This window comes from Oerskovia paurometabola, from assembly GCF_016907365.1.
Lineage (GTDB): Bacteria > Actinomycetota > Actinomycetes > Actinomycetales > Cellulomonadaceae > Oerskovia > Oerskovia paurometabola.
Genome location: NZ_JAFBBV010000001.1, coordinates 1499669 through 1524156, shown reverse-complemented (window position 1 = coordinate 1524156; position 24488 = coordinate 1499669). Strand labels below are relative to the sequence as shown.

Below are 24488 nucleotides of genomic sequence, written 5' to 3'. Positions count from 1 at the left end.
GCTCACGATCGGCCTGCGCGCTAGGCTGGCCTCGTGACCGACCTCCACGCCGCCCTCGACACCACGGGACCGTCCGACGAGATGATCGCCGACGTGTTCCAGCGCGGCTGCACGTCCCGCCACGCGCTCGAGACCGTGACGGGCCGCTGGGGCGTCCTGACCGTCGCCGGCCTGCGCGACGGGGCCGTCCGCTTCAACGCCCTGCGCCGACGCATCGACGGCGTGAGCGAGAAGATGCTCGCCCAGACGCTCCAGGGGCTCGAGCGCGACGGACTGGTCGTGCGCGAGGTCCGCGCGACCATCCCCCCGCACGTCGAGTACTCGCTCACCGAGCTCGGGCAGGTCGTGGCCGACAAGCTCGTCGGCCTCCTGGACGTGCTCGAAGCGGCGGTCCCCCAGGTCGCCGCCGCACAGGAGGCGTACGACGCCCGGGCCGCGCGTTGACCGTCGGCACGCGTCCGTCGCGCTGGGCAGACCCCGCCCCGCCGCCCACCGCTGCGTAGACTCGCGAGCATGACCGCCGTCGCCCTCGGGCTCCCGCGCGTGCGCCCGACCGGGGCGCCGAGCACCCTGGGGCGCCCGGACACCGAGGCGCTCGTCGACCGCTACGGGCGCGTCGCCCACGACCTGCGCGTGTCCGTCACGGAGAAGTGCTCGCTGCGCTGCACCTACTGCATGCCCGCCGAGGGACTCCCCGCGATCCCCCGCGACGACCTGCTGACGCCGAGCGAGATCGGACGGCTCGTCGGGATCGGCTACCGGCTCGGGATCCGCGACGTGCGCTTCACGGGCGGCGAGCCCCTCATGCGCCCCGACCTCGCCGAGATCGTCCGGCGCACGCGCGCGGCGGCCCCCGGCGTCCGGATCTCGATGACGACGAACGCGATCGGCCTCGACAAGCGCGTCGGCGAGCTCGTCGAGGCCGGGCTCGACCGCGTCAACGTCTCGCTCGACACGGTCGACCGCACGCACTTCGCCGAGCTCACGCGCCGCGACCGGCTCCCGCAGGTGCTCGCGGGCATCCGGGCCGCGCTCGACGCAGGCCTGTCCCCCGTCAAGCTCAACGCGGTCCTCATGCCCGAGACCCTCGCGGGCGCGACCGACCTGCTCGCGTGGGCCGTCGAGCACGGGTGCCGCCTGCGCTTCATCGAGCAGATGCCCCTCGACGCCGACCAGAACTGGGCCCGCGACCAGCTCGTCTCGGCCGAGCGGCTGCTCGACGTCCTGGGTGTGCGCTTCTCCCTGACCCCGGTGGGGCGCGAGGACCCGTCGGCCCCGGCCGAGGAGTGGGCCGTCGACGGCGGACCCGCGACCGTCGGGATCATCGCGTCGGTCACGCGCTCGTTCTGCGGCGACTGCGACCGCACGCGCCTGACCGCGGAGGGCACCGTGCGCTCCTGCCTGTTCGGGAACGAGGAGGTGGACCTGCGCTCGCTCCTGCGGTCCGGCCGGGCCGCGGGCTCGCCCGGCGAGGTCCCCGGCGCCGGACCCGACGTCCGACCCGACGACGCAGCCACCGACGCCGCGATCGTCGCCGCCTGGCAGGGTGCCATGTGGGCCAAGCCGTTCGCGCACGGCCTCGACCGTGGCGCCCCCGACACACGGGCGGTCGGCGGCCCGGCAGACGATCCCGAGGCCTTCGCACGCACCGAGCGCAGCATGGGCGCGATCGGGGGCTGACGGAGCTGCTGACACGTTCTGCACCGAGCCCGGGCGACGTGTCCAAGATCATCCTCCGTGCAGCCGCACGAGCCGCAGGATCCCGCGCCTGGAAGCACCCCGAGACCTACCATGGAGGGGTGGCCCTCCTCGACCTTCCTCACGACAGCCGTACCTCCGACGAGCCCGCTCCACGAGCCGACTCGCTCCCCGTCCACCGGCCGGGTCCGAGCCGTCTGACGGCGGGCCCGAGCACCGTCCTCGGCACCCTGATCGGCGTCACGGTGGGCACGTCCCTGCTCGCCGGGCCCGGTCTGATCCTGGGGGCGCTCGTCGGCATCGGATTCGGTCTCCTCAAGGACAACCCGCGCGACTGACCCTGGGCCCGGCCACCTCTACAGCCCGACCCACTCCGAGTCGCCGTCGGTGAAGTGCTGCCGCTTCCAGATCGGCACCTCGGCCTTGATGCGCTCGACGAGGAGCGAGCACGCCGCGAACGCCTCGGCCCGGTGCCCCGAGGCGACGCTCGCGACGAGCGCCACGTCCCCGATCGTCAGCACGCCGTAGCGGTGCACGGCCGCGACGCGCAGTCCCGTCTCGGCGGACACCGCCGCGCAGCAGCGCCGGAGCACCTCGGTAGCGTCGGGGTGCGCCTCGTAGTCGAGGCCAGTGACGTCGCGCCCGCCGTCGACGTCGCGCACGACACCGCGGAAGGTCACGACGGCGCCGTACTCGCGCGAGTACACCGCACCTTCCACGGATCGCACCACGGCGTCGTCGAGCACGTCGCGCGTCACGCGCGACACGTCGCCCGGGGTGGTCGGGGGCTGCTGGTCGTCGGCCGTCATCGTCTCGTCCTCTGCTCTCGGAGCACCGCTCACAGCCGTACCACCCGCACGCTCTCGCCCTCCTCGACCCGGACCACGCCCTCGGGCACCTCGATCAGCACGTCGGCGGCCGCCATGGTCGCCACGAGGTGCGACCCCGCGCCGCCGACGACCTCGACCGCGCCACCGGGCACCGTCCGTCCTCGCAGCATCTGCTGCTTGGCCGCCGGGGAGTCGATCGCCGCTGTCACGGTGCGCGTCTCGTCCTCCCGGTCGGGGAGCCCCGCCGCGCGCTCGAGGACGGGACGCGCGAAGACCGCGAACGAGACCTGGGCGCTCACGGGGTTGCCGGGGAAGGTGAGGATCGGGGTCCCGTGGTGGGTCCCGAACCCCTGCGGGCCGCCCGGCTGCATCGCGACCGACCGGAACGTCACGCCGTCCCCCAGGGTGTCCTTGACGACCTCGTAGGCGCCCTGGCTCACGCCGCCCGACGTGAGGACCAGGTCCGCCACCTCGGCGGCCCGTGCCAGGAGAGCGGCCAGCTCGCGCGGGTCGTCGCCGGTGCGCCCCGTGAGCACGACGTCGGCCCCGGCGCGTCGGGCGGCGGCCACGAGCCCGGGCAGGTTCGCGTCGTACACCTGGCCGGTCGCGGCGGCTTCGCCCGGCTCGACGACCTCGGTGCCGGTCGAGACGACCGCGACGCGCACCCGCGCCCGGACCTCGAGCACGCCCACGCCGCACGACGCCGCGGCGGCCAGGTGCTGCGGCCCGAGCAGCGTGCCCGCGGCGAGCACCCGGTCTCCACCGCGCACGTCTGTCCCGACGTCTCGCACGAACTCGCCCGGGCCGCGCGACGCCAGCACCCCGACGTCCGTCCCGACGGCCCCGCGCGGGGTCTCGGTCGTGTGCGCGCCGAACCGCTCCGCGTCGGTGTCCTCCACGGGCACGACGGCGTCGCTCCCCTCCGGCACGACGGCACCGGTCATGATCCGGGCCGCCGTCCCCGGGGCGAGGACCGCCGGCGTGCCAGGACCCGCGGGGATCTCGGCCACGACGGGCAGCACGACGGGCGAGGCTCCCGAGGCACCGTCGACGTCCGCGGACCGCACCGCGTAGCCGTCCATCTGCGAGCTGCGGAACGCAGGCTGGTCGACGGGGGCGGACAGGTCCGCCGCGAGCACCCGGTCGAGCGCGTCGACCAGCGCCACGCGCTCGACGCCCCGAGCCGCGAGCGCCGGTCGGAGCAGCGCCTCGACCTCGCGGCGGTGCTGCTCGACGCTCACGCGGCGGGCACCCGCGGCCTGCTGGTGCCGCGCCCCGGGTGCGGGCGGCACGACGGTGGGCGGCGCCGTCGGGCCGCTTCTCGCCTCTCCGGTCCACGCTGCCTGCTCTGCCGTCACGTCTGCTCCTCACCACGCCCGGGCGGGCCGCCCGCCCGGCGGCCACAGGTCCCAGCCTGTCACGATCCGCGGGCCGCGGGCGCGCCCGTCCGACGGTTGCGTCGTGCGCCGCGCGCTGCGACCTTGGAGCGGTGACGTCCACTCCCCCGGTCCCGCCGGCGCAGCCCGGCGGGCGTCCGCTCCTCCCGACGCTCGAGCAACGGCCGGGGCCACCGCTGCGCTTCCCCGTGAGACCGGTCGCGCCCGCGGTCCGGCAGTTCCTCGCGACCGAGGCGGGCGGCGCGGCGCTGCTGCTCGCCGCGACCGTGGTCGCGCTCGTGTGGGCGAACTCGCCCTGGTCCGCGTCGTACGACGATCTGTGGGCCACGACGGCCGGAATCCACCTGGGCGGCTGGTCGCTCGACATGGACCTGCACCACTGGGTCAACGACGCCGCGATGGCGGTCTTCTTCCTCGTGATCGGCCTCGAGATCAACCGCGAGGTCACGAGCGGTGAGCTGCGCAACCGGCGGACGGTCGCGGTCCCGGCGCTCGGTGCCCTGGGCGGGCTCCTGGTGCCCGCGCTCGTCTACCTGGCGTTCAACGCGGGCACCGACGCGCAGCACGGCTGGGGCGTCGTCATGTCGACCGACACGGCGTTCCTCGTGGGGGTCCTCGCGCTGTTCGGCCCGCGCTGCCCCGACCGGCTCCGGCTGTTCCTGCTGACGCTCGCGGTCGTCGACGACATCGGCGCCATCACGGTCATGGCCGTCTTCTACAACGACGGCGTGTGGCTGCCCGGTCTCGCGATCGCGGGGGTCCTCGTCGCAGGCATGCTCGTGCTGCGCTGGCTCGGCGTCTGGCGCCTCGCGCCCTACGTGGGCGTGGGCGTCGCGCTGTGGCTCGCCGTCTACTCCTCGGGCGTGCACGCGACGCTCGCGGGCGTCCTGGTCGGGCTGCTCGTCCCCTCCCGCCGGGCCCGTCCCGACCAGGTCGACGACGTCCCGGGGTACGCCCAGCGTCTGCGCGAGGAGACGACGGCGGAGCGCGAGCACCTGACCGAGCTCGCCGCACGCGCGGCAGTGCCCGCGAGCGACCGGCTCCAGCGTGTCCTGCACCCGTGGAGCGCCTACGTCGTCGTGCCCGTCTTCGGCCTGGCGAACGCGGGCGTGCAGCTCGACGCCGAGTCGCTGTCGGCCGCGATGACGTCGCGGCTGACGATCGGCGTCGCGGTCGCGCTCGTGGTGGGCAACGCCGTCGGGATCTTCGGCGCCTCGGCCCTGGCCCTGCGGCTGAACCTGGGCGACCTGCCCGGCCGGGTGCGCTACTCGCACCTGCTGGGCGGCGCGATGCTCGCAGGCATCGGGTTCACCATCTCCCTGTTCATCGCCGAGCTCGCGTTCGACGACGAGGCACTCGTCGAGCAGGCCAAGATCGGGATCCTCGCGGGGTCGCTGGTCGCGGCCGTCGCCGGGTCCGTGACGCTGCGCATCCTGGGCGAGCGGCTCCCCCTGTGCTCGCCCGAGTCCACGGGACCGCCGCCCGGGCTGCCCCCGCGGCCGTGGCGCGCACCCGAGGCGGTCGAGGACGCCGAGGAGTAGGCAGGTCGTGCGGTGGCCCGTCCGCCCCCCGGGCGACACACTGAGACTCACGGCGGGCCGCCGACGACCCGCCGCCGCGACGCAGACGACCGGGGGCGACCATGGGCTCGTGCAGCACCGGAGCAGACCGTGGCTCGAACCGCTGAGCGCGCCACGGGCGTCGTCCTGCTGACGCTCGCCTCGGGCCAGTTCGTCATGACGCTCGACAGCTCGGTCATGAACGTGTCGATCGCGCAGGTCGCGCAGGACGTGGGCACCACGGTCACGGGCATCCAGACCGCCATCACGCTCTACACGCTCGTCATGGCCACGCTCATGATCCCGGGCGGCAAGGTCGGCGGGCTGATCGGGCGCCGTCGGGCATTCGTGCTCGGGTGCATCATCTACGCGTGCGGTTCCTTCACGACCGCCCTCGCGCCGAACCTCGGGGTGCTGATCCTCGGCTGGTCGGTGCTCGAGGGGATCGGCGCGGCGCTCATCATGCCCGCGATCGTCGCGCTCGTCGCCTCGAACTTCGCGGCCCCCGACCGGCCGCGCGCCTACGGGCTGGTCGCGTCCGCGGGCGCCATCGCGGTGGCCGCGGGGCCGCTCGTGGGCGGGCTCGTCACGACGTACTGGACGTGGCGCTACGTGTTCGTCGGCGAGGTCGTGATCGTCGCGGTGATCCTGCTGCTCACGCGCCGGATCGCCGACGCGCCGCTCGGGCCGCGGTTCCGGCTCGACCTGGTCGGCGCGGCTCTGTCCGCGGTCGGCCTCGGTATCGCGGTGTTCGGCGTCCTGCGCTCGGGCGAGTGGGGCTGGGTCCAGACCCGGCCGGGCGGGCCGTCGTGGCTCGGCCTGTCCCCGACCATCTGGCTGATCCTGGCCGGGATGCTGGTCGTGCGGCTGTTCTTCGCGTGGGAGCACCGCGTCGTCGCCGCGGGCAAGGAACCGCTCGTGCGGCCCGAGATGCTGCGCAACGCACAGCTCAACGGCGGGCTGACGATGTTCTTCTTCCAGTTCATGCTCCAGGCGGGGCTGTTCTTCACGGTCCCCCTGTACCTGTCGGTCGCCCTCGGGCTCTCCGCGCTCGACACCGGCATCCGCCTCCTGCCCCTGTCCGTGACGCTCCTGCTCGCGGCGGTGGGGATACCGCGCTTCTTCCCGCGCGCCTCGCCCCGCACGGTCGTGCGGTGGGGCGTGGCCGCGCTGCTCGCGGGCATCGTGAGCCTGCTCGCCGGGCTCGAGGTCGGTGCCGGGCCCGAGGTCGTCACGGTCCCGCTCGCCCTCGCGGGGCTCGGCGTCGGGGCGCTGGCCTCGCAGCTCGGGGCCGTGACCGTCTCGGCCGTGCCCGACGAGGAGAGCGGCGACGTCGGCGGGTTGCAGAACACCCTGACCAACCTGGGCGCGTCGCTCGGGACCGCGCTCGCAGGCTCGGTCCTCATCGCGGGACTCACGGCGACCTTCCTCACCGGGGTCGCCGACAACCCCGCGGTGCGGGCCGAGATCGCCGCGACGGCACAGGTCGAGCTCGCGGGCGGCGTCCCGTTCATCTCCGACGCGCAGGTCGAGGAGGCGCTCACGAGCGCAGGGCTCCCGCCCGAGGAGATCGCCGCCCTGACCGAGGAGAACGAGGCCGCCCGCATCACGGGCCTGCGGGCGAGCCTCGCGGTGCTCGCCCTCGTGGCGCTGACGGCGCTGTTCTTCGCGCGACTGATACCGACCGCGCCCGTGGGCGGTCCGGCGGCCCCGAGGAAGGACTCGGACGCCCCCTCGGCTCAGGCGCCCTGACCGGTCGCCGGCCCCGCCGCCCGTCCCGCGTCCGCGAGCGCGGCGGCCACGGCCGACCGGACGCCGTCCTCGGTCACCCGGCCCCGGTACCGCACGCCCTCGACGTACAGCGTGGGGGTCCCCCGCACACCGAGCGCCGTCCCGGCCAGGTAGTCGCGCTCGACGGCGTCACCGTGCTGCTGTGCGGCGTCACCGACGACGCTCGCACCGTCCAGCCCCAGCTTCTGCGCCCAGTGCGCGAGCCCGACGTCGTCGAGCCTGTCCTGGTGCGCGAACAGGAGGTCGTGCATCTCCCAGAACCGTCCCTGCGCCCCGGCCGCCTCGGCCGCGAGCGCCGCCGTGAGCGCGTACGGATGGACCTCGAACAGCGGGAAGTGACGGAAGACGAGCCGGACCTGGCCGCCCGACTCCTCGACGACCGTCCGCAGGACGGGGGCCGCGTCGTGGCAGTACGGGCACTCGAAGTCGCCGAACTCGACGATCGTCACGAGGGCGTCGAGGGCGCCGAAGACGTGGGCGTCGGGCGGCACGAGCGCGGCTCCGGGGCGGGTCGTCGGATCAGGACGTTCTGCGGGCGAGGTCATGTCCCCCAGCATCACACCGGGTCCTCGTCGATGCGCGCCACCTCTCCGGGCGTCCGGCCGCCGCGGAGCCAGTCCCGCAGCGTCGCGACGGCAGCGGCCTCGCCGCGCGCCGTCACGAGCACGGTCCCGTCGGGGAGGTTCTGCGCGTCGCACGCCAGCCCCAGCGCGGCGGCCTGGCGGGTCGTCGCCCACCGGAAGCCGACGCCCTGGACGTGCCCGTGCACGACGACGCGCAGCGTGGTCTCCCGGCGGCCGTCCCGCGGCCGGTCGTCGCCTGCCCTGCCTGCGCCGGTCACGTCAGCACGAGCCGCCGGGGGACGTCCGTGAGCGTCGGGACGGGCTCGACGGCGAGGTCGCTGCCCGCCGCGTCCTTCCACCAGGCGATGTTCACGGCGTGCTCCGCGTAGGTGGACGTGGGGTCGGCGCTGAGCGCGAGGGCGAGGTCGGAGAGCCGCGCGTCGTCGACGTACCCCTCGTCGAGAGGCACGCCGGCGAGCAGGCGTCGTGTCCCCCTGAACCGTGGCCGGCGCTTCCACCCCTTGGCCGTGTTGAGCAGGCGGTAGGCCATCCGCGGCGTGAAGCTGCCGACGAGCTCGGTGTCGTCGCCGAGCTGGGCGAGGACCCGGTCGGGGTAGAACGTGAGCCCGCACGCCGCGGCCTCGCCCATCATCCACAGGGTCGCGACGTCGGACAGCCCGGGCGAGGCGTTCCCACCGCCCACGTCGCTGTGCGCTCCCGGGAACCAGACCTGCTTGACGCCGCCCGGCCGGTCGTCGTCGGCCGGGACGTCCCACAGGCACGGCTCGAACGTGAGCCGCCGTTCGTCGATGGCCAGTGCCTGACGCGCGCACTGCACCATGCTCGACAGGCGCACGTCGTGGAACCGGCTCCTGCGGCGGGTGATCCCTGGGACGCCCAACGCCCCCACGGTGTCGAAGACCCCGAGGAACGTGATGGGCACCTGGGGGTAGCAGTACTTCTCGCGGAACTGCGAGACCCGGGCACGCCTGCCGGGCGAGTGGTCGCGATACAGCGACTCGGCGTCCGCCAGCAGGTTGCCCGCGCCGCGGTCGGCGAGCGCGTCCGCCGTGAGCAGGCCGACGCTCGCGATCATCCCGGCCACGCTGCGCGCGGTGTACGCACCGCGACTGAACCCGAACACGTAGACCTCGTCGTCGGGCTCGTAGTTGAGCGCGAGGTCCCGGTAGCCCGCGACGACGTTGCGACTGAGCCCGTAGCCGAACGCCCCGCCCAGCAGCGCGTCGACCCGGTAGCCCCGGGCGCCGACGCCCTCGACCGAGAACACCATCTGCTGGACCCCGTCGGGCCCGATCCCCGTGTGGACCGACCGGGCGATCTTCTCGATGTTCGACACGCTCGCACGGACCGGCGAGTTCCACGTGCCGTCGCAGCAGAGCACCAGGCGCTTCATGGCTCCTCCTCGAACCCTCCCGTCGCCGTCGGCGGGCCTACCTGGAGGGAGCGCGCAGCGGCCCCTGCTGATGCGTCGCCCACGGGCGCGGACGAAGAGCCCCGCAGCCCACGCTCAGTGGTGCACGTGCGCGGGCACGCCCGTCGAGCCCTCGATCTCCGTCTCCGCGATGCCGAGCAACCGGTCCGCGAGCGCGCGCAGCGCGCGGGCCGCCGCGACGTGGTCGCCGATCGCCTCGATCTCCGTGTCACCGGGGTCCTTACGGGCCCTGCCCACGGCGTGGAGCTCGGACGGGACGTCGCCGACCAGGATGGCCTCCGCCGTCGTGCGCCCCTCGCTCTCGACGAGGCTCACCTGGACATGCCAGGACTTCGCGTGCACCGGGACGACGACCTCGTGCGCCTCGGCGCCCTCGACGGGGGCGCGGACCATGGTGTCGGGCCCCGGGTAGACGAGCGTCCGTTCGCCCGTGTCGGCCCACTCGACCAGGTAGGGCGGCGAGCCGTCCTCGTGCTGGACCTCGACGACCATGCCGTCGCGGACCGCGCCGCCGACGACCCCCGAGGCCCGGATGATCCTGTCTCCGACCGCTGCCAACATGTCGCGCCTCCCCGCTGAGGAACCTGCTTCCATGATGCGCGCCGCGCGGCGCGCACGGAAGGGCGGCGTCCCCGTGGCTGGCCCAGTCGCGGTCAGCGCAGCCGGCGCAGGAACTCCCGGGTCCGCTCACGCTGCGGGTCGCCGAGGACCTGCTCGGGCGTGCCGCGCTCGTGCACGCGCCCCTGGTGCAGGAAGCAGACCTCGTCGGCGACCTCGCGCGCGAAGCCCATCTCGTGGGTCGCGACGAGCATCGTGACGCCCTCGGCACGCAGGTCCGCGAGCAGGTCGAGGACCTCGCCCACGAGCTCGGGGTCGAGCGCCGAGGTGACCTCGTCGAGCAGCAGGAGCTCGGGCGAGGAAACGAGCGCGCGCGCGATCGCGGCCCGCTGCTGCTCTCCACCGCTGAGCTGGTCGGGGTAGGCCGTCATGCGGTGCGCGAGGCCGACCCGGCGCAGCATGGCCTCGGCCGCGGCCTCGGCCTCGGCGCGACCCCGCTTGTGCACGAGGCGCGGGGCGAGGGTCACGTTGTCCATGACCTTCATGTGCGGGAAGAGGTTGTAGGACTGGAACACCAGGCCCATGCGCGCCCGGACGACGTTCGCGTCGAGACGCGGGTCGGCGACGTCCTGCCCGTCGAGCAGGATCTCGCCGTCGTCGATCTCCTCCAGGAGGTTCACGACGCGCAGCAGCGTCGACTTGCCCGAGCCCGACGCCCCGACGAGCACGACGCAGCGGTGCTCGTCGACGTCGAGGTCGATCTCGTCGAGCACGAGGCGCTCGCCGTACGACTTGCGGATCCCGCGCAGGGACAGCAGGTGGCTCATCGGATGGCCCCCGCCCCGCTCACGGTCGCGAGCGACCCGCGCCAGCCCTGGCGGGCCGAGTACACGTCGACGACGCGCGTGAGCGGGATCGAGACGAGCAGGAAGAGGACGCCCGCCACCACGTAGGGCGTGAAGTTGTAGCTGCCCGACGCCGCGATCTGCGCGGCCCGGATCGCGTCCACGGCGCCCAGGATCGAGATGAGCCCCGAGTCCTTCTGGAGCGAGACGAGGTTGCTCGCGAGCGGCGCGGTCACGTGCCGCACGGCCTGCGGCAGCACGACCTTGCGGGTCGTCTGCGCGCGGGTCAGCCCGAGCGAGCGCGCGGCCGAGACCTGGGACGGGTGCACCGACTCGATCCCTGCCCGGAACACCTCGGCGAGGTACGCGGTGTACGTGAGGATGATCGCGAGCGCACCGAGGAACGCCCCCGACGTCGGCAACCACTCGAGGCGCAGCGCCGGCAGCCCGAACCCGACGAGCAGCAGGACCAGCAGCAGCGGCACGCCGCGGAACACGTCGACGTACGCGACCGCGAACGCGCGCAGCGGGAACAGCGCCGGGACGCGGCTCGTGCGGATCACGGCGAGCGCCATGCCGAGCACCATCCCGACGACCGACGCCACGACCCACACCCGCAGGTTGAGCCACAGGCCCTCGGCGATCGCGGGGAGCGAGTCCCACGCGCTGGCCGGGGAGAAGAACGCGTCGCGCGTGCGCTCCCACCCGGGGGCCGTGGTCACCACGACGTACAGGACCGCGACCACGACCACGGTCGAGAGCGTGGACACCCACGCTGCCCGACGGCGCCGCGCACGCCGGTAGGAGTCCCTCGCCACCGCGCGCGCAGACGGGGTCCAGCCCGCGCTCGCGGGGTGAGCGCCGCCGTCGGGCCTGCTGTCCTCGGGCGGTGCGACGCCCGGAGCGCCCCCGCTCACCTCAGCCCAGCTCGGGGATGTCGTCCGACTTGAGCCACGTGGTGCGCAGCTCGGCGAGCGTGCCGTCCTCCTCGAGCGAGTCGACCGCGGCCGAGACGCAGTCCGTGAGCACGGAGCCCAGGTCCAGGACCAGGCCGTACTGCTCGACCGTGCCCTGGTCCGGCAGGGTGCCGATGACCACGGAGTCGGGGAAGTACTCGGTCGAGGCCGCGACGCCCTGGTCGACGTCCATGACCATGACGTCGATCGTGCCCGACTGCAGGGCCGTCATGCCGTCGCCCGCACCGTTGAACGGGACGATGTTCGCGTCGTCGCCGAACGCGGCCTTCGCGAGCGTGAGGCTCGTCTGGGCGGCCGTGACGCCGATCCGCAGGTCCTTGAGCTCGTCGAGCGTCGTGGCCGAGGCGTACGGGCCGGCCTCCTGCACGATCACGCCCTGGCGGGTCGTGAGGTAGGGGCTCGAGAAGTCGACGGCCTTGCGCCGCTCGTCCGAGATGGACGTCTGCCACGCGGCGAAGTCGAACTCCTTGATGCTCGGGCTGACGATCTGCTCGAACGTCACGAGCTCCCACTCGACGTCGTCCTCGGCGTAGCCGAGCCGGTCGGCGACCTCGTAGACGAGCGCGGACTCGAAGCCCTCGCCGCTGTCGTGCTCGCCGATGTACCAGGGCGAGTACGCCTCGCCCGCGGCGACGGTCAGCTTGCCGTCGGTGTGCGTGGGCAGCGCGCCCGGCTCGCACGTGGGCGTCGAGCCGGCCGAGCCGGCGTCGTTCGAGGAGTCGTCGGCGGAGCAGCCCGCGAGGAGCAGGGCGGTCGAGACGGCTGCGACGGGCAGCACGGCGTTCAGGCGGCGCATGAGGACCTTCCAGGGTCAGGAGGGTGACGAGGCGGCTCCGGACGGCCGCGGGTGACGCGCGCTGCCGGGACTCACCGGAGGACGACTCTACGCCGGTCCCATGCGGTGAGACAGGGGCGTGGCGCACGGTGAGACGGTGGGTCGCGTCACACCGTCGCGCCGCCCCTGCGTCGACTCAGTCCTCGGGGAGGTGGAGCGCGTCGAGCCGCCCCTCGGTGTCGAGCGACTCGAGGATCGAGCGCGCGATCTGGTCGAGCTGGTCGACCTGCTCCGGGGTGAGGCGGTCGATGATGTGCTCGCGGACCGTGCCGACGTGGCCGGGGGCCGTCGCGACGACCTTGTCCCACCCGGCGTCGGTCAGGACCGCGAGCGTGGCCCGGCGGTCCTCGGGGCAGGGCGAGCGCTCGACGTAGCCGCGACCCTCGAGGCGCTTCACCACGTGCGACAGGCGCGGCAGGGTCGCGTTGGTCTTGAGCGCGAGGTCCGTCATGCGCAGCGTGTGGTCGGGTGCCTCGGAGAGCATCGCGAGCACGAGGTACTCGAAGTGGGTGAGCTGCGCGTCGCGCTGGAGCTGGGCGTCGAGCACGCCGGGGAGGAGCTCGGAGACGGCCTGGAGGCGCATCCAGGTCCGCAGCTCGCGGGGGGAGAGCCATCGCACGTCGTCGGTCATGGGACCAGTCTACCGGCAATGGTTGACACGACAACTAAGCGGGTCTACGTTAGTTGTATCAACAACCAATCACGCCGGTCCGGTATCGGCGTCGCAGCCCCGGAGGACTTCATGACCAGCATCACGATCATCGGCGCAGGGAACATCGCAGCAGGCGTGGCACGCATCGGACTCGACGCCGGCGCACAGGTCCAGGTCCTGGCGCGCGACGCCGAGAAGGCCGCAGCACTCGGCTCGGGCGACTCGTTCACCTCGGGCGTCGTGGGTGACGAGATCACGGGCGACCTCGTGGTCCTCGCGCTCCCCTACCCCGCCGTGCCCGAGGTCCTCGCGCAGTACGCCGGCCGGCTCGACGGCAAGGTCCTCGTCGACCCGACCAACCCCGTCGACTTCGCGACGTTCGACTCGCTCGTCGTGCCCGCCGACTCCTCGGCCGCCGCCCAGATCGCCGCGCTCGCCCCGACCGCCACGGTCGTCAAGGCATTCAACACGAACTTCGCCTCGACCCTCGCGAGCGGCAAGGTCGCCGACCAGTCGACCACCGTGCTCGTCGCGGGCGACGACAACGACGCCAAGGCCACGCTCGTCGACCTCGTCCGCGCAGGCGGCCTCAAGGGAGTCGACGCCGGGTCGCTCAAGCGCGCCCGCGAGCTCGAAGCCCTCGGGTTCGTCCAGATGACGCTCGCCGGCTCCGGCGCGACCCAGTGGACCACGGGCTTCACGCTCGCCGACTGACGCGGCGCCCTGCGCCCCTGTGCGCAGCCCGGGAATGACGAAGGCCCGGTCCAGCATGTCTGCTGGACCGGGCCTTCCTTTGTAGCGGGGGCAGGATTTGAACCTGCGACCTCTGGGTTATGAGCCCAGCGAGCTACCGAGCTGCTCCACCCCGCGTCGGTGAACACCACTCTACGCGACCTTTCGCCCCTGCCGTGACCAGGGCACCTGTCGGGCACGTCACACGCGGACGGCGCATGGGTCCGGCGTTCATTCTCCACGGGTCATCCCGGGAATGACGAAGGCCCGGTCCAGCATTCCTGCTGAACCGGGCCTTCCTTTGTAGCGGGGGCAGGATTTGAACCTGCGACCTCTGGGTTATGAGCCCAGCGAGCTACCGAGCTGCTCCACCCCGCGTCGGTAAACACCACCTTACGGGACAGGAGCCCGGGCGCCAAATCGGGCACCGCGGCACCGATCAGGAGCGGCGCGGGGCGACGATCCCGACCCCGAAGCGGAACACGCGCTCCTCCCCCGGCGCGAGCCGGACGTCCTGCTCGCAGTCCTCGCGGTTGAACGCGTTCGTCAGGCTCTCGACGGGTTCGAGCGCGATCGACGCCCGCGCCCGCTCGTCGAGCCCGTCGCCCGTGTACACGTGCATGTTGCCGCGCTCCTGCCACAGCTCGAGGCCTGCGCCGGTCGACGGGTCGAGGACGCGCGTCCTCGCACGCCCGTCCGCGTCGGTCACGAGATCGGTGAACGCGGTGTCGAGACAGGTCCCGGCAAGAGCCACCGGCCCGACGGCGTCACGCACCACCCGGGCCGCCTCGCCGTGGAGCGGAAGAAGCGTCGCGTCGGTCGCGACCGTCGCACGGGCGGGCACGTCCAGCTCCAGGCCGTCGATCGTGTCGTGGCCGGGGATGCGGAAGTACGGGTGCCAGCCGGCCGTGACGGGCGCCGCGTCCCGCCCGAGGTTGCGGTAGGTCCAGGTCACGTCGAGCGTGCGCTCGGTCAGCTCGAAGCGGATCCGGGTCTCGAGGTCGAACGGGTACCCGGCGAGGTCGGCGCCCCGGATCTCGGTCGCGAGGGTCAGGGCCACGGGCCCCGCCTCGGTGGCGTCGCCCGGGCCGCTCGTGCCGTCGAGGGCACCTGCGCCGTCGACGCCGTCGGTGCTACGCAGGGCCCCCTCGTCCTCTGGCACGACCTCCCAGTCGAGCACGCGCGCGAACCCGTGCATGGTCTGGGTCTCCCCCGGGGCGACGGGCGGGACGTGGTGCGTGACGCCGTCGAACACGTAGGTGCCGCCCGCGACGCGGTTCGCGAACGGGAACATCAGGCCGGACCGGGTCGCGTCCTGGGCGAGAAGAGCCCGCTCGGTCGCGTACCCGTCGAGGAGGTCGACGACGTCGTGCGACTCCGAGGACGGCTGGGCCCACGGAGCCCGCCACGCGAGGACCGTCGCGCCGCGCAGCGCGACGACGAGCTCGGCTCCGGAGGGGTGGACGAGCGCGACCGTCGGCAGTGCGCCGAGCGTTCCCTCGACGATGTAAGCGTTGCTGCAAACGGTTGCACTGGTCATGAGGCCCCATGTTCGTCTGATGTACCAGAAATGACAAGCCGTCGTCGTGGTGGGCGCGCGCAGCGACCCCGGCGAGCGCGTCTCTCACCCTCGGCGCAGACGACGGACGCCGCCCCCGACCCTCAGGTCAGGAGCGGCGTCCGTCGTCAGCCCGGTCGAGCTGGCGGTCACCCGACGGGCGACCGCCCCTCGTGCGTCACGGCGTCTCGGTGCCCAACGACTCCTCGGCGGCGATCGCCGACTCGAGCGCGGACTGCAGGCGTTCCTGCGACTCGCCGTAGGCGGCGAAGTCCCCCTCCGCGAGGGCGGCCTGACCGTCCTTGATCGCCTGGCTGGCGGCCTGGAGAGCCTGGTCGAGCTGCGCACGCGCCTCGGGGTTCTCCGTGACGGGCGGCGTGGTGCCCGTCCCGGTGTCCGCGCCGTCCGTGGGCGGCGGGGTCTCGCCGTCGGTCGGGATGACCGGGGCGACCTCCCCACCCGCGTCACCGGCCGAGGCCCCGGACTCGCCGCCGAAGACCTGGTTGAGGGCCTCGTCGAGCGTGTCCGCGAACCCGACCTGGTCACCGAAGCTGACCAGAACCTTGCGCAGCAGCGGGAACTTGGTGCCCTCGGACGCCTGCACGTACACGGGCTGCACGTAGAGCAGACCGCCACCCACGGGGAGCGTGAGCAGGTTGCCGTGGATCACGGTCGAGTTGCCGCGGCTGAGGATGTTCAGCTCGTTGGACACCGTGGGGTCCGAGTCGAACGTGTTCTGCACCTGCCCCGGTCCGGGGACCGTGGCGTTGCGTGGCAGCTCCAGGAGCCTGAGCTTTCCGTACGACTCGGCCTTCACCCCGGCCGTGCTCCCCGCCTCCGCATCGACCGCGAGGAACCCGGTGAGGATCTCTCGGTCGGAGTTACCGCCCGGGATGAACGTCGTCATGAGGGAGAACGCGGGGTTCTCCTGACCGGGCATCTGCAGCGTCAGGTAGTACGGCGGCTGGTAGGGCTTGGTGCCGGTGCCGCGCACGGTGGGGTCGCGCGGGACGTTCCAGAAGTCCTGGCCGGAGAAGAACTCGCGGGCGTCGTCGACGTGGTAGCTCGTGAGCAGCGCACGCTGGACCTTGAACATGTCCTCGGGGTAGCGCAGGTGGCTCATGAGGTCGCCGCTGATCTCGGAGATCGGCTTGAGCGACGTCGGGAACACGTTGTCCCACGCCTGGAGGATGGGGTCCTCGGTGTCCCACGCGTAGAGGTCGACCGAACCGTCGTAGGCGTCGACCGTGGCCTTGACCGAGTTGCGGATGTAGTTGACCTGCTGAGGCGCGAGCGCCGCGACCGACTGCGAGTTGACCGTCAGGGTGTCCTGCGTCGCCTCGTCGAGCGGGCGTGATGCCGAGTACGGGTAGGAGTTCGTCGTGGTGTACCCGTCGACGATCCACTTGACCCGGCCGTCCACGACGGCCGGGTAGACCTTGCCGTCGAGCGTCAGGTACGGCGCGACCTTGGCGACACGGTCGCGGGGCGACCGGTCGTACAGGATCTGCGAGTCGGCCGTCACGCGGTCGGAGAACAGGATCTGCTCGGAGCCGAACTTCAGGGCGTAGAGCAGCTTGTTGCCGAACGAGCCGACGCTGGGGCCTGCGACGGCGCCGTCCTCGGCACCGAACGTGTTGTTGACCTGGCCGCCTGCGTCGTCGTCCGGGTAGTCGAACTCCCAGGGCTTGGTGCCCTCGGGGGCGCCGACGATCGAGTACTGGGTCGAGTCCGGGCTGAAGTAGATGCGCGGCTCGTACTCGGGCAGCGAGCCCACCGACGGGATGTCGCCCTCGTAGAACGCGGGCTGGCCGCCCGGGCCGATCTGGTTGCCGTACGCGGCCACGACGCCGTACCCGTGCGTGTACACCGTGTGGTCGTTGACCCAGTTGCGCTGGCTCGCACCGAGGCCCTCGAGGTTGAGCTCGCGGACCGCGATCACGGTGTCGCGGCTCTGGCCGTCGATCATGTACCGGTCGACCGAGAGGGTCTCCTGGAAGTTGTAGTACTGCTTGTTCTGCTGGAGCTGACGGAACGTCGGGCTGACGATCTGCGGGTCGAGCAGGCGGATGGACGCCGTGGTGTCGGCGTCGGCGCGCAGCGCGCCGGCCTCGGCCTGGGTCTTCGCGTCGTAGTTGGACGCCTCGACCCCGTCGAGCCCGAACGCGGTCTTGGTCGCGTCGATGTTCCGCTGGATGTACTCGGCCTCGAACTCCTGCGCGTTCGGGTTGACCTGGAAGCGCTGGACGACCGCCGGGTAGATCCCGCCGATCGCGATCGCGGACACGACCATGAGCCCCACACCGATCGCGGGCAGGCGCCAGTTGCCGCGGACCGCGGTCGCCACGAACAGCAGCGCGACGAGGATCGCGACACCCGTCAGGATCGCCTTGGACGGGATGACGGCGTTGACGTCGGCGTACGAGGCGCCGTCGAACTTGTCACCCGTCGTGGTCAGCAACGAGTAGCGGTCGAGCCAGTAGTTCGCACCGATGAGCAGCATGAGGACCGCGGCCGTGACCGAGAGCTGCACACGCGCGGCCTTGGTCGTGCGCGGGCCGCTGCCCGCGCCGCCACCGATGCGGACCCCGCCGTACAGGTAGTGGGTCGCCAGGGCGCCGATGCCGGCGATGATGACCGCAGCCATGAGGAAGCCCACCGTGAAGCGCAGCACGGGCAGCGTGAAGACGAAGAACGAGATGTCCAGGCCCCACTGCGGGTCCTTGGTGCCGAACGGCACCGAGTTGAGCGCCAGCAGCACCGTGCTCCACTGCGAGGACGCCGCCGCACCGGCGAAGAACCCGATGAGCGCCGGGCCCGCGATCGTCACGACCTTGCGCAGCGGCTCGATCGCCTCGCGGTACTGGTCGAGCGTGGCCTGCTCGGGCGTCGAGGGCGCGTAGATGGGGCGTGACCTGTACGCGAGCGACAGCGACAGGAAGACGAGTCCGCCCATCACGAGGAAGCCGCCGACGAACAGCGCCGCACGGGTCCCCCACTCGGTCCACAGGACGCCTTCGAAGCCCAGCTGGGTGAACCAGAGGACCTCGGTCCAGAACTGCGCGAGCAGGAACAGCAGGAGGACGAGGGCAGCCACGACGGCAACGGCTATGCCGAGCGGGCTACGACGTCTGCGGGAGCCGGCCTCGGACCCCGAAGGGCGTCGTGGCGCTGCGGCGAATGACACGGTGGGCTTACCTCTTTGCGTTCGGTCGAGCGTCAGGTCGTCAGGCGTCGGTACCTGTCCGCGCCGGGCCCACGACCACCGGATTCACAGGCAGTCCACGGTCTCGACAGGGTCAGGCCACAGGCCGTCCATCTCGTCAACGGCCCACAGCGGTTCCAGGTTCCCACACGTACCTGGCCGCGACCCGTCGACTGCGCCGACGCCGTCGGGCCTGCGATGCTGGGGACATGGCAGACACGACCTCCCCCGCGCCCGACCAGCCCGCCCCGTCCACGTCCCAGGCCGCCTCGGGCGTCCCCGACGACGCCCCCGCCCCCATCGTCCCCCTCGCGCAGCTCGCGCTCGCCGACGCCGTGCGCGACGTCGAGGCGCACGTCGCCGCCGACGGCTGGGACGCTCCCCCGCGCGTGTTCGCGCTCGTCCGCACGGCTGACGCGATGGCCGCCGACCCGGGCCTGGCCGACCGCCTCCCGCCCGAGGTCGTGACCGCGGCGCGCGGCATCCCGGACCACCTGGTCTCGGTCGAGCAGGAGGGCCTGCCCGACGTCGAGACGCTCGAGGACCTGCTCGCTGGCATCTCGTGGCCCGACACGGTCGACGGCGCCGCGATCGTCGCCGAGCGCGTCATCCTGCCCCCGTCTGCCGAGGAGGGCCTGCCCACCGACCCGGCCGCGGCCCTCGCCTACCTGTCGTCGCACCCCGACCGCCAGGACGTGCGCCTCGCGGTCGGCGTCCTGCGTGACGGGACCCCGTGGTGCGCGGTCCGCACACGCGCCAACGACGACGGCGACGACGTCGCGTTCGGCCCCGACCTGGTGCCCGGCCTGATCGAGGGGCTGCGCGCGACGTTCGAGTAGCCGCCCGGCGCCGTTTCGCCAGAGCGCGTGCAGAGCGCGGAGCGTGCACGAGGGAGAAGCCCGAGGGGCCGGACGACGTGGTCGTCCGGCCCCTCGTGGTCGTCCAGCGGTCGCGCGGTGGGCGTCCGGCGGTCGCGCCGCGGTCTGGCTCAGCGCCCTGACGGACCCCGCCGGACCGGCGACCGCCGCGTCACGAGCACGTCGGCAGGCCCTCGCCCTCGCCCGCGCCGATCGCGACCATCGCGTCGCGTGCCTCCTCGAGCGTCGAGACCTTGACCACGTTCAGCCCCTCGGGCACGTTGCCCACGACCTCGTCGCAGTTCGACTCGGGGGCGAGGAACCACGTGGCACCGTCGCGCTGGGCACCGTAGAGCTTCTGCTGGATGCCACCGATGGGCCCCACGTTCCCCTCGACGCTCATGGTGCCGGTCCCCGCGATCACGGTGCCGTTCGCCTCGTCCTCGGGCGTGAGCCGGTCGATGATCCCGAGCGCGAACATGGTCCCCGCGCTGGGGCCCCCGATGTCCTCGATCTGGATCGAGACGTCGACCGGGAGGTCGAAGGCCGGGTCGATGAAGACCCCGAGGATCGCCTTGCCGCCGGCCTCCTGCGTGGTGATCGTCAGGTCCTTGCTCTCGCCGCCACGCTCGACCCCGAGCACGACGTCGTCGCCCGGCGTCACGGTCGCGAGCTCGTCGATGAGGTCCTGGTACGTCACGACGTCCTTGCCGTTCACGGTCGTGATGACGTCCCCGGTCTCGACGACCCCCTCCGCGCCGGTGTCCTTCGCGGCGCCCTGGATCGTGAGGGTCGCAGGCACCTCGTAGCCCAGCTCGGTCAGCGCCGCGACGGTCGCCGTCTCCTGCGAGGAGAGCATCTCCTGCTGGCTCTCCTGCTCGCTCTGCTCCTGCGTCACGTCGCGCGGGAACGTCTCCTCGACGGGGCGCACCGATCGCGACGTCGAGGCCCAGCCCTCGACGACCTGGACGAGGTTCGCCGGGTAGCCCGGCCCGCCCGCGACCGACACCGTGGTGAGCAGCAGCTCGCCGGTCGAGTCGTACGTCTCGGCGCCCTCGATCTGGATGAGGTCCTGGTCGTTCTGTGCACCGAGGGTGTCCTGCGTGGGTCCCGGCGAACGCACGACGTACGGCGCGGGCATGACGGCCAGGCCCGCGACCAGGAGGGTCGTGGCCAGCACGGAGATGCCGAGCGTGAGCGAACGGCGCGTCACGGGCGGGGGCGTGTAGTCCTCGTCGGGTGCGGGGCCGAACGGGTCGGCAGCGCCTGCGGGCTCGTGCGGTTCGCGGGAGAACGGTTCTGTCACGTCGCTATCATCCCCGAGAATCCTGGACGTTCGCTGGCGGTCCGCCGGAAGGAACCTTGCGCCTGTCCGACGGCGTCGCGACTCACCGCCGTCGGGCCTGACGCCAGATCGCGGCGGTGCCCAGGAGCGCGACCGCAGCCCCAGCCGCCCCGAGCGCGGCCGCGTCCCGACCGCCGACCCGGCGCCCGACGAGCGCGATCCGCCCGCGGACCTCCTCCATGAGGACGTCGACGCCCTCGGCGCTCGACCAGGTGGGCTCCCAGCCGGCCTCGTGCAGGCCGCGGGCCGCGACGGTCCACGGGTGCACCACGTAGGCCAGGTCGCTCGCCGGAGAGGGCAGCACGCCCACCCGGTGCAGGCGTTCCGCCGCGCCGAACGCGGTCGCGGCGGGCAAGGTCACGTTCGCGAGCCCCGTGCGCTCGACGAGCTCGGCGGGGGTCACGACGTCGGGCGCGCCGTCCGTGAGCGCCCCGGCCGTGAACGTCCCGGTCAGGCCACGTGCCACGACCACCCGGACGGCCGCGACCAGGTCGTCGGTGTGCAGGAGCTGCCACGGACGGTCGCTGCCCTTGACGGTCAGGAGCCGAGGGGCCTCGAAGTGGCGGGTCAGGATCGTGTCGACACCGGGGCCGACGACCATCGCGGGCCGCAGGACCGCGAGACGCACGTCCGAGGTCCCGGCGGCGCGGGGCTCGCCGGCGGCGTCGACGAGCGCCTCGACCAGGGCGTCCTCGAACGCCACGAGGTCCGCGACGAAGCCCGCCGCGTCGGCCGAGACCGGGTCGTCGTCCTCGATCACGGGGCGGTCGGCGCCCGCGCCGTGCACGGTCGCCGACGTGACCGCGACCACCTGCTCGACCCCGTGCCGCGCTGCGGCCCGCGCGGCACGCTGCGCCTGCTCGACAAGGTGCGTCCGTCGTGTCTCTCCCCTGACGACCTTGATGCCGAACTCCCCGGCGGGCGCCACGACCACGAGCGTCCGCGCCCCCTCGACCCACGGGGCGGACAGGTCGTTGGCCTCGACCGGCGCGATCTCGGGCCCGCGACCGCCGAGCGCGGCACGCAGGAGCGCGGCGACCTGCCCCTCGCCCACGACGACGGTCGCGTCGTCGGCCCGCTCTCGGGGTGCGTCGTGCTCGTCGTCCTCGCCCGGCGCGGGAGCGGGGTCCGCGCTGCGCCGTGAGCGAACCGGGCCCTCCGACATGCCTCGACCCCCCTCGTCCGTCCGCGAATGTGGTTACGGTGATTCCTGACGCTATCCCGAGGAGACCCCGATGAGCAGCCAACCGCCCGACGAGTTCACCTCCGGCGCGGGCGACCAGCCCGACGCGCAGTGGGAAGAGCTCCTGCGTTCCATGTTCGGCGCGGACGCCGACGAGGCCCTGCGCGAGCTGCGTGCCCGCGGCCTCGACCCGGCCGCCCTGGCTGCCGGCAGCGGCCTCAGCAACGATCCTGCCACCATGAAGCACGTCCTGGCCCAGGTGCAGCGCCTCCTCGCGAGCTCGGGCAACGGCCCGGTCAACACGGACGTCGCGCACGACATCGCCCGCCAGGTCGCGGTCGCCGAGGGCGACCCCTCGCTCACGCCCGCGCAGGTCCGCTCGGCGACCGAGGCCCTGTCGGTGGCCGAGCTGTGGCTCGACGCCGTCACGGACCTGCCGCCCGCCGGTGGCAAGCGCTACGCGTGGAGCCGCTCGGAGTGGGTCGAGAAGACTCTCCCCGCCTGGAACGCGCTCGCGGCGCCCGTGGCCTCCTCGGTCGCGGACGCGCTCTCGACCGTGCTGCGTGACCAGCTCCCGGGCGGGATCGACGGCCCCGACGCCGGCCTCGGCATCCCCGGGCTCCCCGCCGGAGCGCTCGGGATGGACTTCGACCCCGCGCAGATGATGCGCAGGCTGGGCTCCGCGGTGTTCGGCATGCAGATCGGCCAGGCCACGGGGACCATGTCCCGCGAGGTCTTCGGCGTCACGGACATCGGCCTGCCGCTCCTCGACGAGCCCGCGACGGCCCTCCTGCCCACCAACGTCGCCGCGTTCGCCGAGGGCCTCGACGCCCCGGTCGAGGAGGTCCGCCTCTTCCTCGCCCTGCGCGAAGCCGCGCACGCCCGCCTCTTCACGCACGTGAGCTGGCTCCGCGCGCACCTGCTCGGCCTCGTCGAGGCGTACGCGCGCGGGATCACGATCGACCTGGACGCGCTCGAGTCCCAGCTGTCCGACATCGACGTCACGGACACCGGCGCGCTCCAGCGCGCCCTGTCCGGCGGTGTGTTCGGTCTGCAGAACACCGACGAGCAGAAGGCCACCCTGCTGCGCCTCGAGACCGCGCTCGCCCTGGTTGAGGGCTGGGTCGACGAGGTCAGCGCACAGGCCGCGCTCCCCCACCTCCCGCACGCCGTCCCCCTGCGCGAGATGCTCCGCCGTCGGCGTGCGGCGGGCGGACCGGCCGAGCAGATCTTCTCGACCCTGGTGGGCCTGGAGCTGCGGCCGCGCCGGTCCCGCGACGCCGCGACCCTGTGGGCTCTCATCGCCGCCCAGGGCGGAGCCGACGCACGGGACGGGGTGTGGGACCACCCCGACCTGCTGCCCAGCCCGCTCGACCTCGACGACCCGGCCGGCTACCAGACACGGCGTACCGAGGTCCAGGAGGAGCAGAGCGATCTCGACAAGGCGCTGGCCGACATCTTCAGCGAGGCCGAGGACTCCCGGGGCTCCGGCCCGTCGGAGCCCGCCGGCCCGACGGACGACACCGAGACCGAGCCGGACGGCTCTCCCCGCGACTGACGGTCCGCCCCGCGGCTAGCGGGCGGGCTCCCTCTCGGGGCCCTGCACCTCACCCCTGGCCGGCACCGCGTGCCGGTCGGGCGTGGGGTCCGCGACGGCGTCGCCGGCATCTCCCTCCGGCGACGCCTGGGGCGCCGGATGAGCCTCGATCTCGACGTGGGGCGGCGGCTCCTGGGTGTCGTCGGGCGCTTCAGGACCTTCGGGCCGCCCGCCGTCGCGGCTGTAGGACACCCCTTCGAGGAATCCCTTGGCCCGCTCCGTCCGGGGGTACGACTCGAGCAGCGCCCAGAACCCCGGCCCGTGCCCTGCGTGCAACAGGTGGGCGAGCTCGTGCAGCAGCACGTAGTCCAGCACCCACCCGGGCATACCCTGGACCCGCGTCGAGATCCGGATGCTGCCGTCGATCAGGGTGCAGGACCCCCAGCGACGCCCCTGGTTGCTCGACCAGCGCACGCTCGTGGGGTGCGCCCGGCCTTCGAGGTACTTGGCAGACAGCTCGGTCGCACGGGCCACGAGCTCCTCGTCGGAGGGCCTGCGTCGGCGTTCCTTGTCGGCGAGCCGGTCCAGCATGCGCTGGACCCACTCCCGTTCCTGGGCACGCGTGAAGCGTGCGGGGATCGACACGATCGTGCGGTCCCCGTCGCGGTAGGCGCTGACCGTGCTCTTGCGTCGACGGCTCCGGCGTACCTCGACGTACGTCTCGGCGCTCTTCGCGGCGCCCGGCTCGGCTTCGTAGGCCACGGCACAGACCGTAGTGGGTCCGCGTGACATATGCCATAGACCACGCCGAGGGTTCCCCTCCATGTATGCGCAGAATCGTCGAGAACAGGTCAAGTCTTGGCGAGGAGGACCGACCGCCCTGTGGAGAACCGTGACGAGCGTCCCCGCCACC

General features: G+C 73.0%; 22 protein-coding genes, 2 tRNA genes and 1 pseudogene. 8 read left to right on the top strand and 17 right to left on the bottom strand.

The window, feature by feature from the left end:
• The first annotated feature begins 33 nt into the window (after positions 1-33).
• The 3 genes from JOD48_RS06775 (at position 34) to JOD48_RS06765 (ending at position 2036) form a co-directional block, all read left to right on the top strand.
• Positions 34-444, top strand: a complete 411-nt coding sequence (locus JOD48_RS06775) for a winged helix-turn-helix transcriptional regulator (RefSeq protein WP_307824017.1) — start codon at positions 34-36, stop codon at positions 442-444.
• Positions 445-513: 69 nt separating this feature from the next.
• Complete coding sequence (gene moaA, locus JOD48_RS06770) at positions 514-1680, top strand: GTP 3',8-cyclase MoaA (protein ID WP_204808200.1); 1167 nt, start codon at positions 514-516, stop codon at positions 1678-1680.
• A 119-nt stretch (positions 1681-1799) separates the two neighbouring features.
• Positions 1800-2036, top strand: coding sequence for a hypothetical protein (locus JOD48_RS06765; RefSeq protein ID WP_191789343.1), 237 nt, complete (start codon positions 1800-1802; stop codon positions 2034-2036).
• A gap of 18 nt (positions 2037-2054) precedes the next feature.
• On the opposite strand, the gene JOD48_RS06760 is transcribed toward JOD48_RS06765, so the two are convergent.
• Both JOD48_RS06760 and JOD48_RS20120 read right to left on the bottom strand, forming a co-directional pair.
• Positions 2055-2507, bottom strand: a complete 453-nt coding sequence (locus JOD48_RS06760) for a molybdenum cofactor biosynthesis protein MoaE (protein ID WP_204808198.1) — start codon at positions 2505-2507, stop codon at positions 2055-2057.
• A gap of 29 nt (positions 2508-2536) precedes the next feature.
• Positions 2537-3886 (bottom strand): molybdopterin molybdotransferase MoeA, encoded by a 1350-nt coding sequence (locus JOD48_RS20120; RefSeq protein ID WP_307824016.1) that lies wholly within the window; start codon positions 3884-3886, stop codon positions 2537-2539.
• A gap of 131 nt (positions 3887-4017) precedes the next feature.
• On the opposite strand from JOD48_RS20120, the gene nhaA reads away from it, so the two are divergent.
• Together nhaA and JOD48_RS06745 are read left to right on the top strand one after the other, a co-directional pair.
• A complete protein-coding gene (nhaA, locus tag JOD48_RS06750) occupies positions 4018-5466 on the top strand; it encodes a Na+/H+ antiporter NhaA (protein ID WP_204808196.1) in 1449 nt (482 codons plus the stop codon).
• Between the two features lie 129 nt (positions 5467-5595).
• Positions 5596-7236, top strand: a complete 1641-nt coding sequence (locus tag JOD48_RS06745; RefSeq protein WP_307824015.1) for an MFS transporter — start codon at positions 5596-5598, stop codon at positions 7234-7236.
• Here the strand turns inward: JOD48_RS06745 and JOD48_RS06740 are convergent.
• The 8 genes from JOD48_RS06740 to JOD48_RS06705 form a co-directional block, all read right to left on the bottom strand.
• A complete protein-coding gene (locus tag JOD48_RS06740; RefSeq protein WP_191789347.1) occupies positions 7224-7820 on the bottom strand; it encodes a DsbA family protein in 597 nt (198 codons plus the stop codon). The genes JOD48_RS06745 and JOD48_RS06740 overlap by 13 nt on opposite strands.
• 11 nt (positions 7821-7831) lie before the next feature.
• Complete coding sequence (locus JOD48_RS06735; protein ID WP_204808194.1) at positions 7832-8116, bottom strand: acylphosphatase; 285 nt, start codon at positions 8114-8116, stop codon at positions 7832-7834.
• Positions 8113-9252, bottom strand: a complete 1140-nt coding sequence (locus tag JOD48_RS06730) for a T6SS phospholipase effector Tle1-like catalytic domain-containing protein (RefSeq protein ID WP_204808192.1) — start codon at positions 9250-9252, stop codon at positions 8113-8115. Before JOD48_RS06730 ends, JOD48_RS06735 begins: the two co-directional genes overlap by 4 nt.
• 114 nt (positions 9253-9366) lie before the next feature.
• Positions 9367-9852 carry a dsRBD fold-containing protein gene (locus JOD48_RS06725; protein ID WP_191789349.1) on the bottom strand — a complete coding sequence of 162 codons (486 nt, stop codon included), beginning with the start codon at positions 9850-9852 and terminating at the stop codon, positions 9367-9369.
• A 92-nt stretch (positions 9853-9944) separates the two neighbouring features.
• Entirely contained in the window at positions 9945-10676 is a 732-nt protein-coding gene (locus tag JOD48_RS06720; protein WP_204808190.1) for an amino acid ABC transporter ATP-binding protein, read from the bottom strand.
• Entirely contained in the window at positions 10673-11611 is a 939-nt protein-coding gene (locus tag JOD48_RS06715) for an amino acid ABC transporter permease (protein WP_204808187.1), read from the bottom strand. The genes JOD48_RS06720 and JOD48_RS06715 overlap by 4 nt, the downstream gene beginning before the upstream one ends.
• A 1-nt stretch (position 11612) precedes the next feature.
• Entirely contained in the window at positions 11613-12467 is an 855-nt protein-coding gene (locus JOD48_RS06710; protein WP_191789352.1) for an ABC transporter substrate-binding protein, read from the bottom strand.
• A gap of 175 nt (positions 12468-12642) precedes the next feature.
• Positions 12643-13137: a MarR family winged helix-turn-helix transcriptional regulator gene (locus tag JOD48_RS06705; protein WP_191789353.1), complete on the bottom strand. Its 495-nt coding sequence runs from the start codon at positions 13135-13137 to the stop codon at positions 12643-12645.
• An 18-nt stretch (positions 13138-13155) separates the two neighbouring features.
• Here JOD48_RS06705 and JOD48_RS06700 point away from each other — a divergent pair, with 18 nt between their 5' ends.
• Positions 13156-13872: an NADPH-dependent F420 reductase gene (locus tag JOD48_RS06700; RefSeq protein WP_307824014.1), complete on the top strand. Its 717-nt coding sequence runs from the start codon at positions 13156-13158 to the stop codon at positions 13870-13872.
• Positions 13873-13954: 82 nt separating this feature from the next.
• Here JOD48_RS06700 and JOD48_RS06695 read toward each other — a convergent pair.
• From JOD48_RS06695 to JOD48_RS06680, 4 genes are all read right to left on the bottom strand, one after another.
• Positions 13955-14028, bottom strand: a tRNA-Met gene (locus JOD48_RS06695).
• Positions 14029-14194: 166 nt separating this feature from the next.
• Positions 14195-14268: transfer RNA gene (locus JOD48_RS06690), tRNA-Met, on the bottom strand.
• A 61-nt stretch (positions 14269-14329) separates the two neighbouring features.
• Positions 14330-15430, bottom strand: a complete 1101-nt coding sequence (locus JOD48_RS06685; RefSeq protein ID WP_204808185.1) for an aldose 1-epimerase — start codon at positions 15428-15430, stop codon at positions 14330-14332.
• Positions 15431-15626: 196 nt separating this feature from the next.
• Complete coding sequence (locus JOD48_RS06680; protein WP_204808183.1) at positions 15627-18635, bottom strand: UPF0182 family membrane protein; 3009 nt, start codon at positions 18633-18635, stop codon at positions 15627-15629.
• A gap of 227 nt (positions 18636-18862) precedes the next feature.
• Between JOD48_RS06680 and JOD48_RS06675 the strand changes: the two genes are divergently transcribed.
• Positions 18863-19492 carry a PPA1309 family protein gene (locus JOD48_RS06675; RefSeq protein WP_239527342.1) on the top strand — a complete coding sequence of 210 codons (630 nt, stop codon included), beginning with the start codon at positions 18863-18865 and terminating at the stop codon, positions 19490-19492.
• A gap of 190 nt (positions 19493-19682) precedes the next feature.
• Here JOD48_RS06675 and JOD48_RS06670 read toward each other — a convergent pair whose 3' ends face one another.
• Entirely contained in the window at positions 19683-20816 is a 1134-nt protein-coding gene (locus JOD48_RS06670; protein WP_307824013.1) for a YlbL family protein, read from the bottom strand.
• 82 nt (positions 20817-20898) lie between these two features.
• Positions 20899-22020, bottom strand: coding sequence for a Rossmann-fold NAD(P)-binding domain-containing protein (locus JOD48_RS06665; RefSeq protein WP_204808181.1), 1122 nt, complete (start codon positions 22018-22020; stop codon positions 20899-20901).
• A 70-nt stretch (positions 22021-22090) separates the two neighbouring features.
• On the opposite strand from JOD48_RS06665, the gene JOD48_RS06660 reads away from it, so the two are divergent.
• The gene (locus JOD48_RS06660; RefSeq protein ID WP_191789358.1) at positions 22091-23596 is read left to right on the top strand and encodes a zinc-dependent metalloprotease; all 1506 of its coding nucleotides are present in this window, start codon (positions 22091-22093) and stop codon (positions 23594-23596) included.
• Positions 23597-23773: 177 nt separating this feature from the next.
• Here the strand turns inward: JOD48_RS06660 and JOD48_RS06655 are convergent.
• Positions 23774-24367: pseudogene (locus JOD48_RS06655) on the bottom strand (SprT-like domain-containing protein); the annotation flags it as partial.
• Between the last annotated feature and the right edge of the window lie 121 nt (positions 24368-24488).

Bases quoted from the DNA above. Each gene is read 5' to 3' on its own strand.
- JOD48_RS06740 (WP_191789347.1), bottom strand. From the start codon at position 7,820: ATGACCTCGCCCGCAGAACGTCCTGATCCGACGACCCGCCCCGGAGCC.
- JOD48_RS06705 (WP_191789353.1), bottom strand. From the start codon at position 13,137: ATGACCGACGACGTGCGATGGCTCTCCCCCCGCGAGCTGCGGACCTGG.
- JOD48_RS06730 (WP_204808192.1), bottom strand. From the start codon at position 9,252: ATGAAGCGCCTGGTGCTCTGCTGCGACGGCACGTGGAACTCGCCGGTC.
- JOD48_RS06760 (WP_204808198.1), bottom strand. From the start codon at position 2,507: ATGACGGCCGACGACCAGCAGCCCCCGACCACCCCGGGCGACGTGTCG.
- JOD48_RS06660 (WP_191789358.1), top strand. From the start codon at position 22,091: ATGAGCAGCCAACCGCCCGACGAGTTCACCTCCGGCGCGGGCGACCAG.
- JOD48_RS06710 (WP_191789352.1), bottom strand. From the start codon at position 12,467: ATGCGCCGCCTGAACGCCGTGCTGCCCGTCGCAGCCGTCTCGACCGCC.
- JOD48_RS06685 (WP_204808185.1), bottom strand. From the start codon at position 15,430: ATGACCAGTGCAACCGTTTGCAGCAACGCTTACATCGTCGAGGGAACG.
- JOD48_RS06665 (WP_204808181.1), bottom strand. From the start codon at position 22,020: ATGTCGGAGGGCCCGGTTCGCTCACGGCGCAGCGCGGACCCCGCTCCC.
- JOD48_RS06725 (WP_191789349.1), bottom strand. From the start codon at position 9,852: ATGTTGGCAGCGGTCGGAGACAGGATCATCCGGGCCTCGGGGGTCGTC.
- JOD48_RS06700 (WP_307824014.1), top strand. From the start codon at position 13,156: ATGGTTGACACGACAACTAAGCGGGTCTACGTTAGTTGTATCAACAAC.
- JOD48_RS06675 (WP_239527342.1), top strand. From the start codon at position 18,863: ATGGCAGACACGACCTCCCCCGCGCCCGACCAGCCCGCCCCGTCCACG.
- moaA (WP_204808200.1), top strand. From the start codon at position 514: ATGACCGCCGTCGCCCTCGGGCTCCCGCGCGTGCGCCCGACCGGGGCG.
- JOD48_RS06720 (WP_204808190.1), bottom strand. From the start codon at position 10,676: ATGAGCCACCTGCTGTCCCTGCGCGGGATCCGCAAGTCGTACGGCGAG.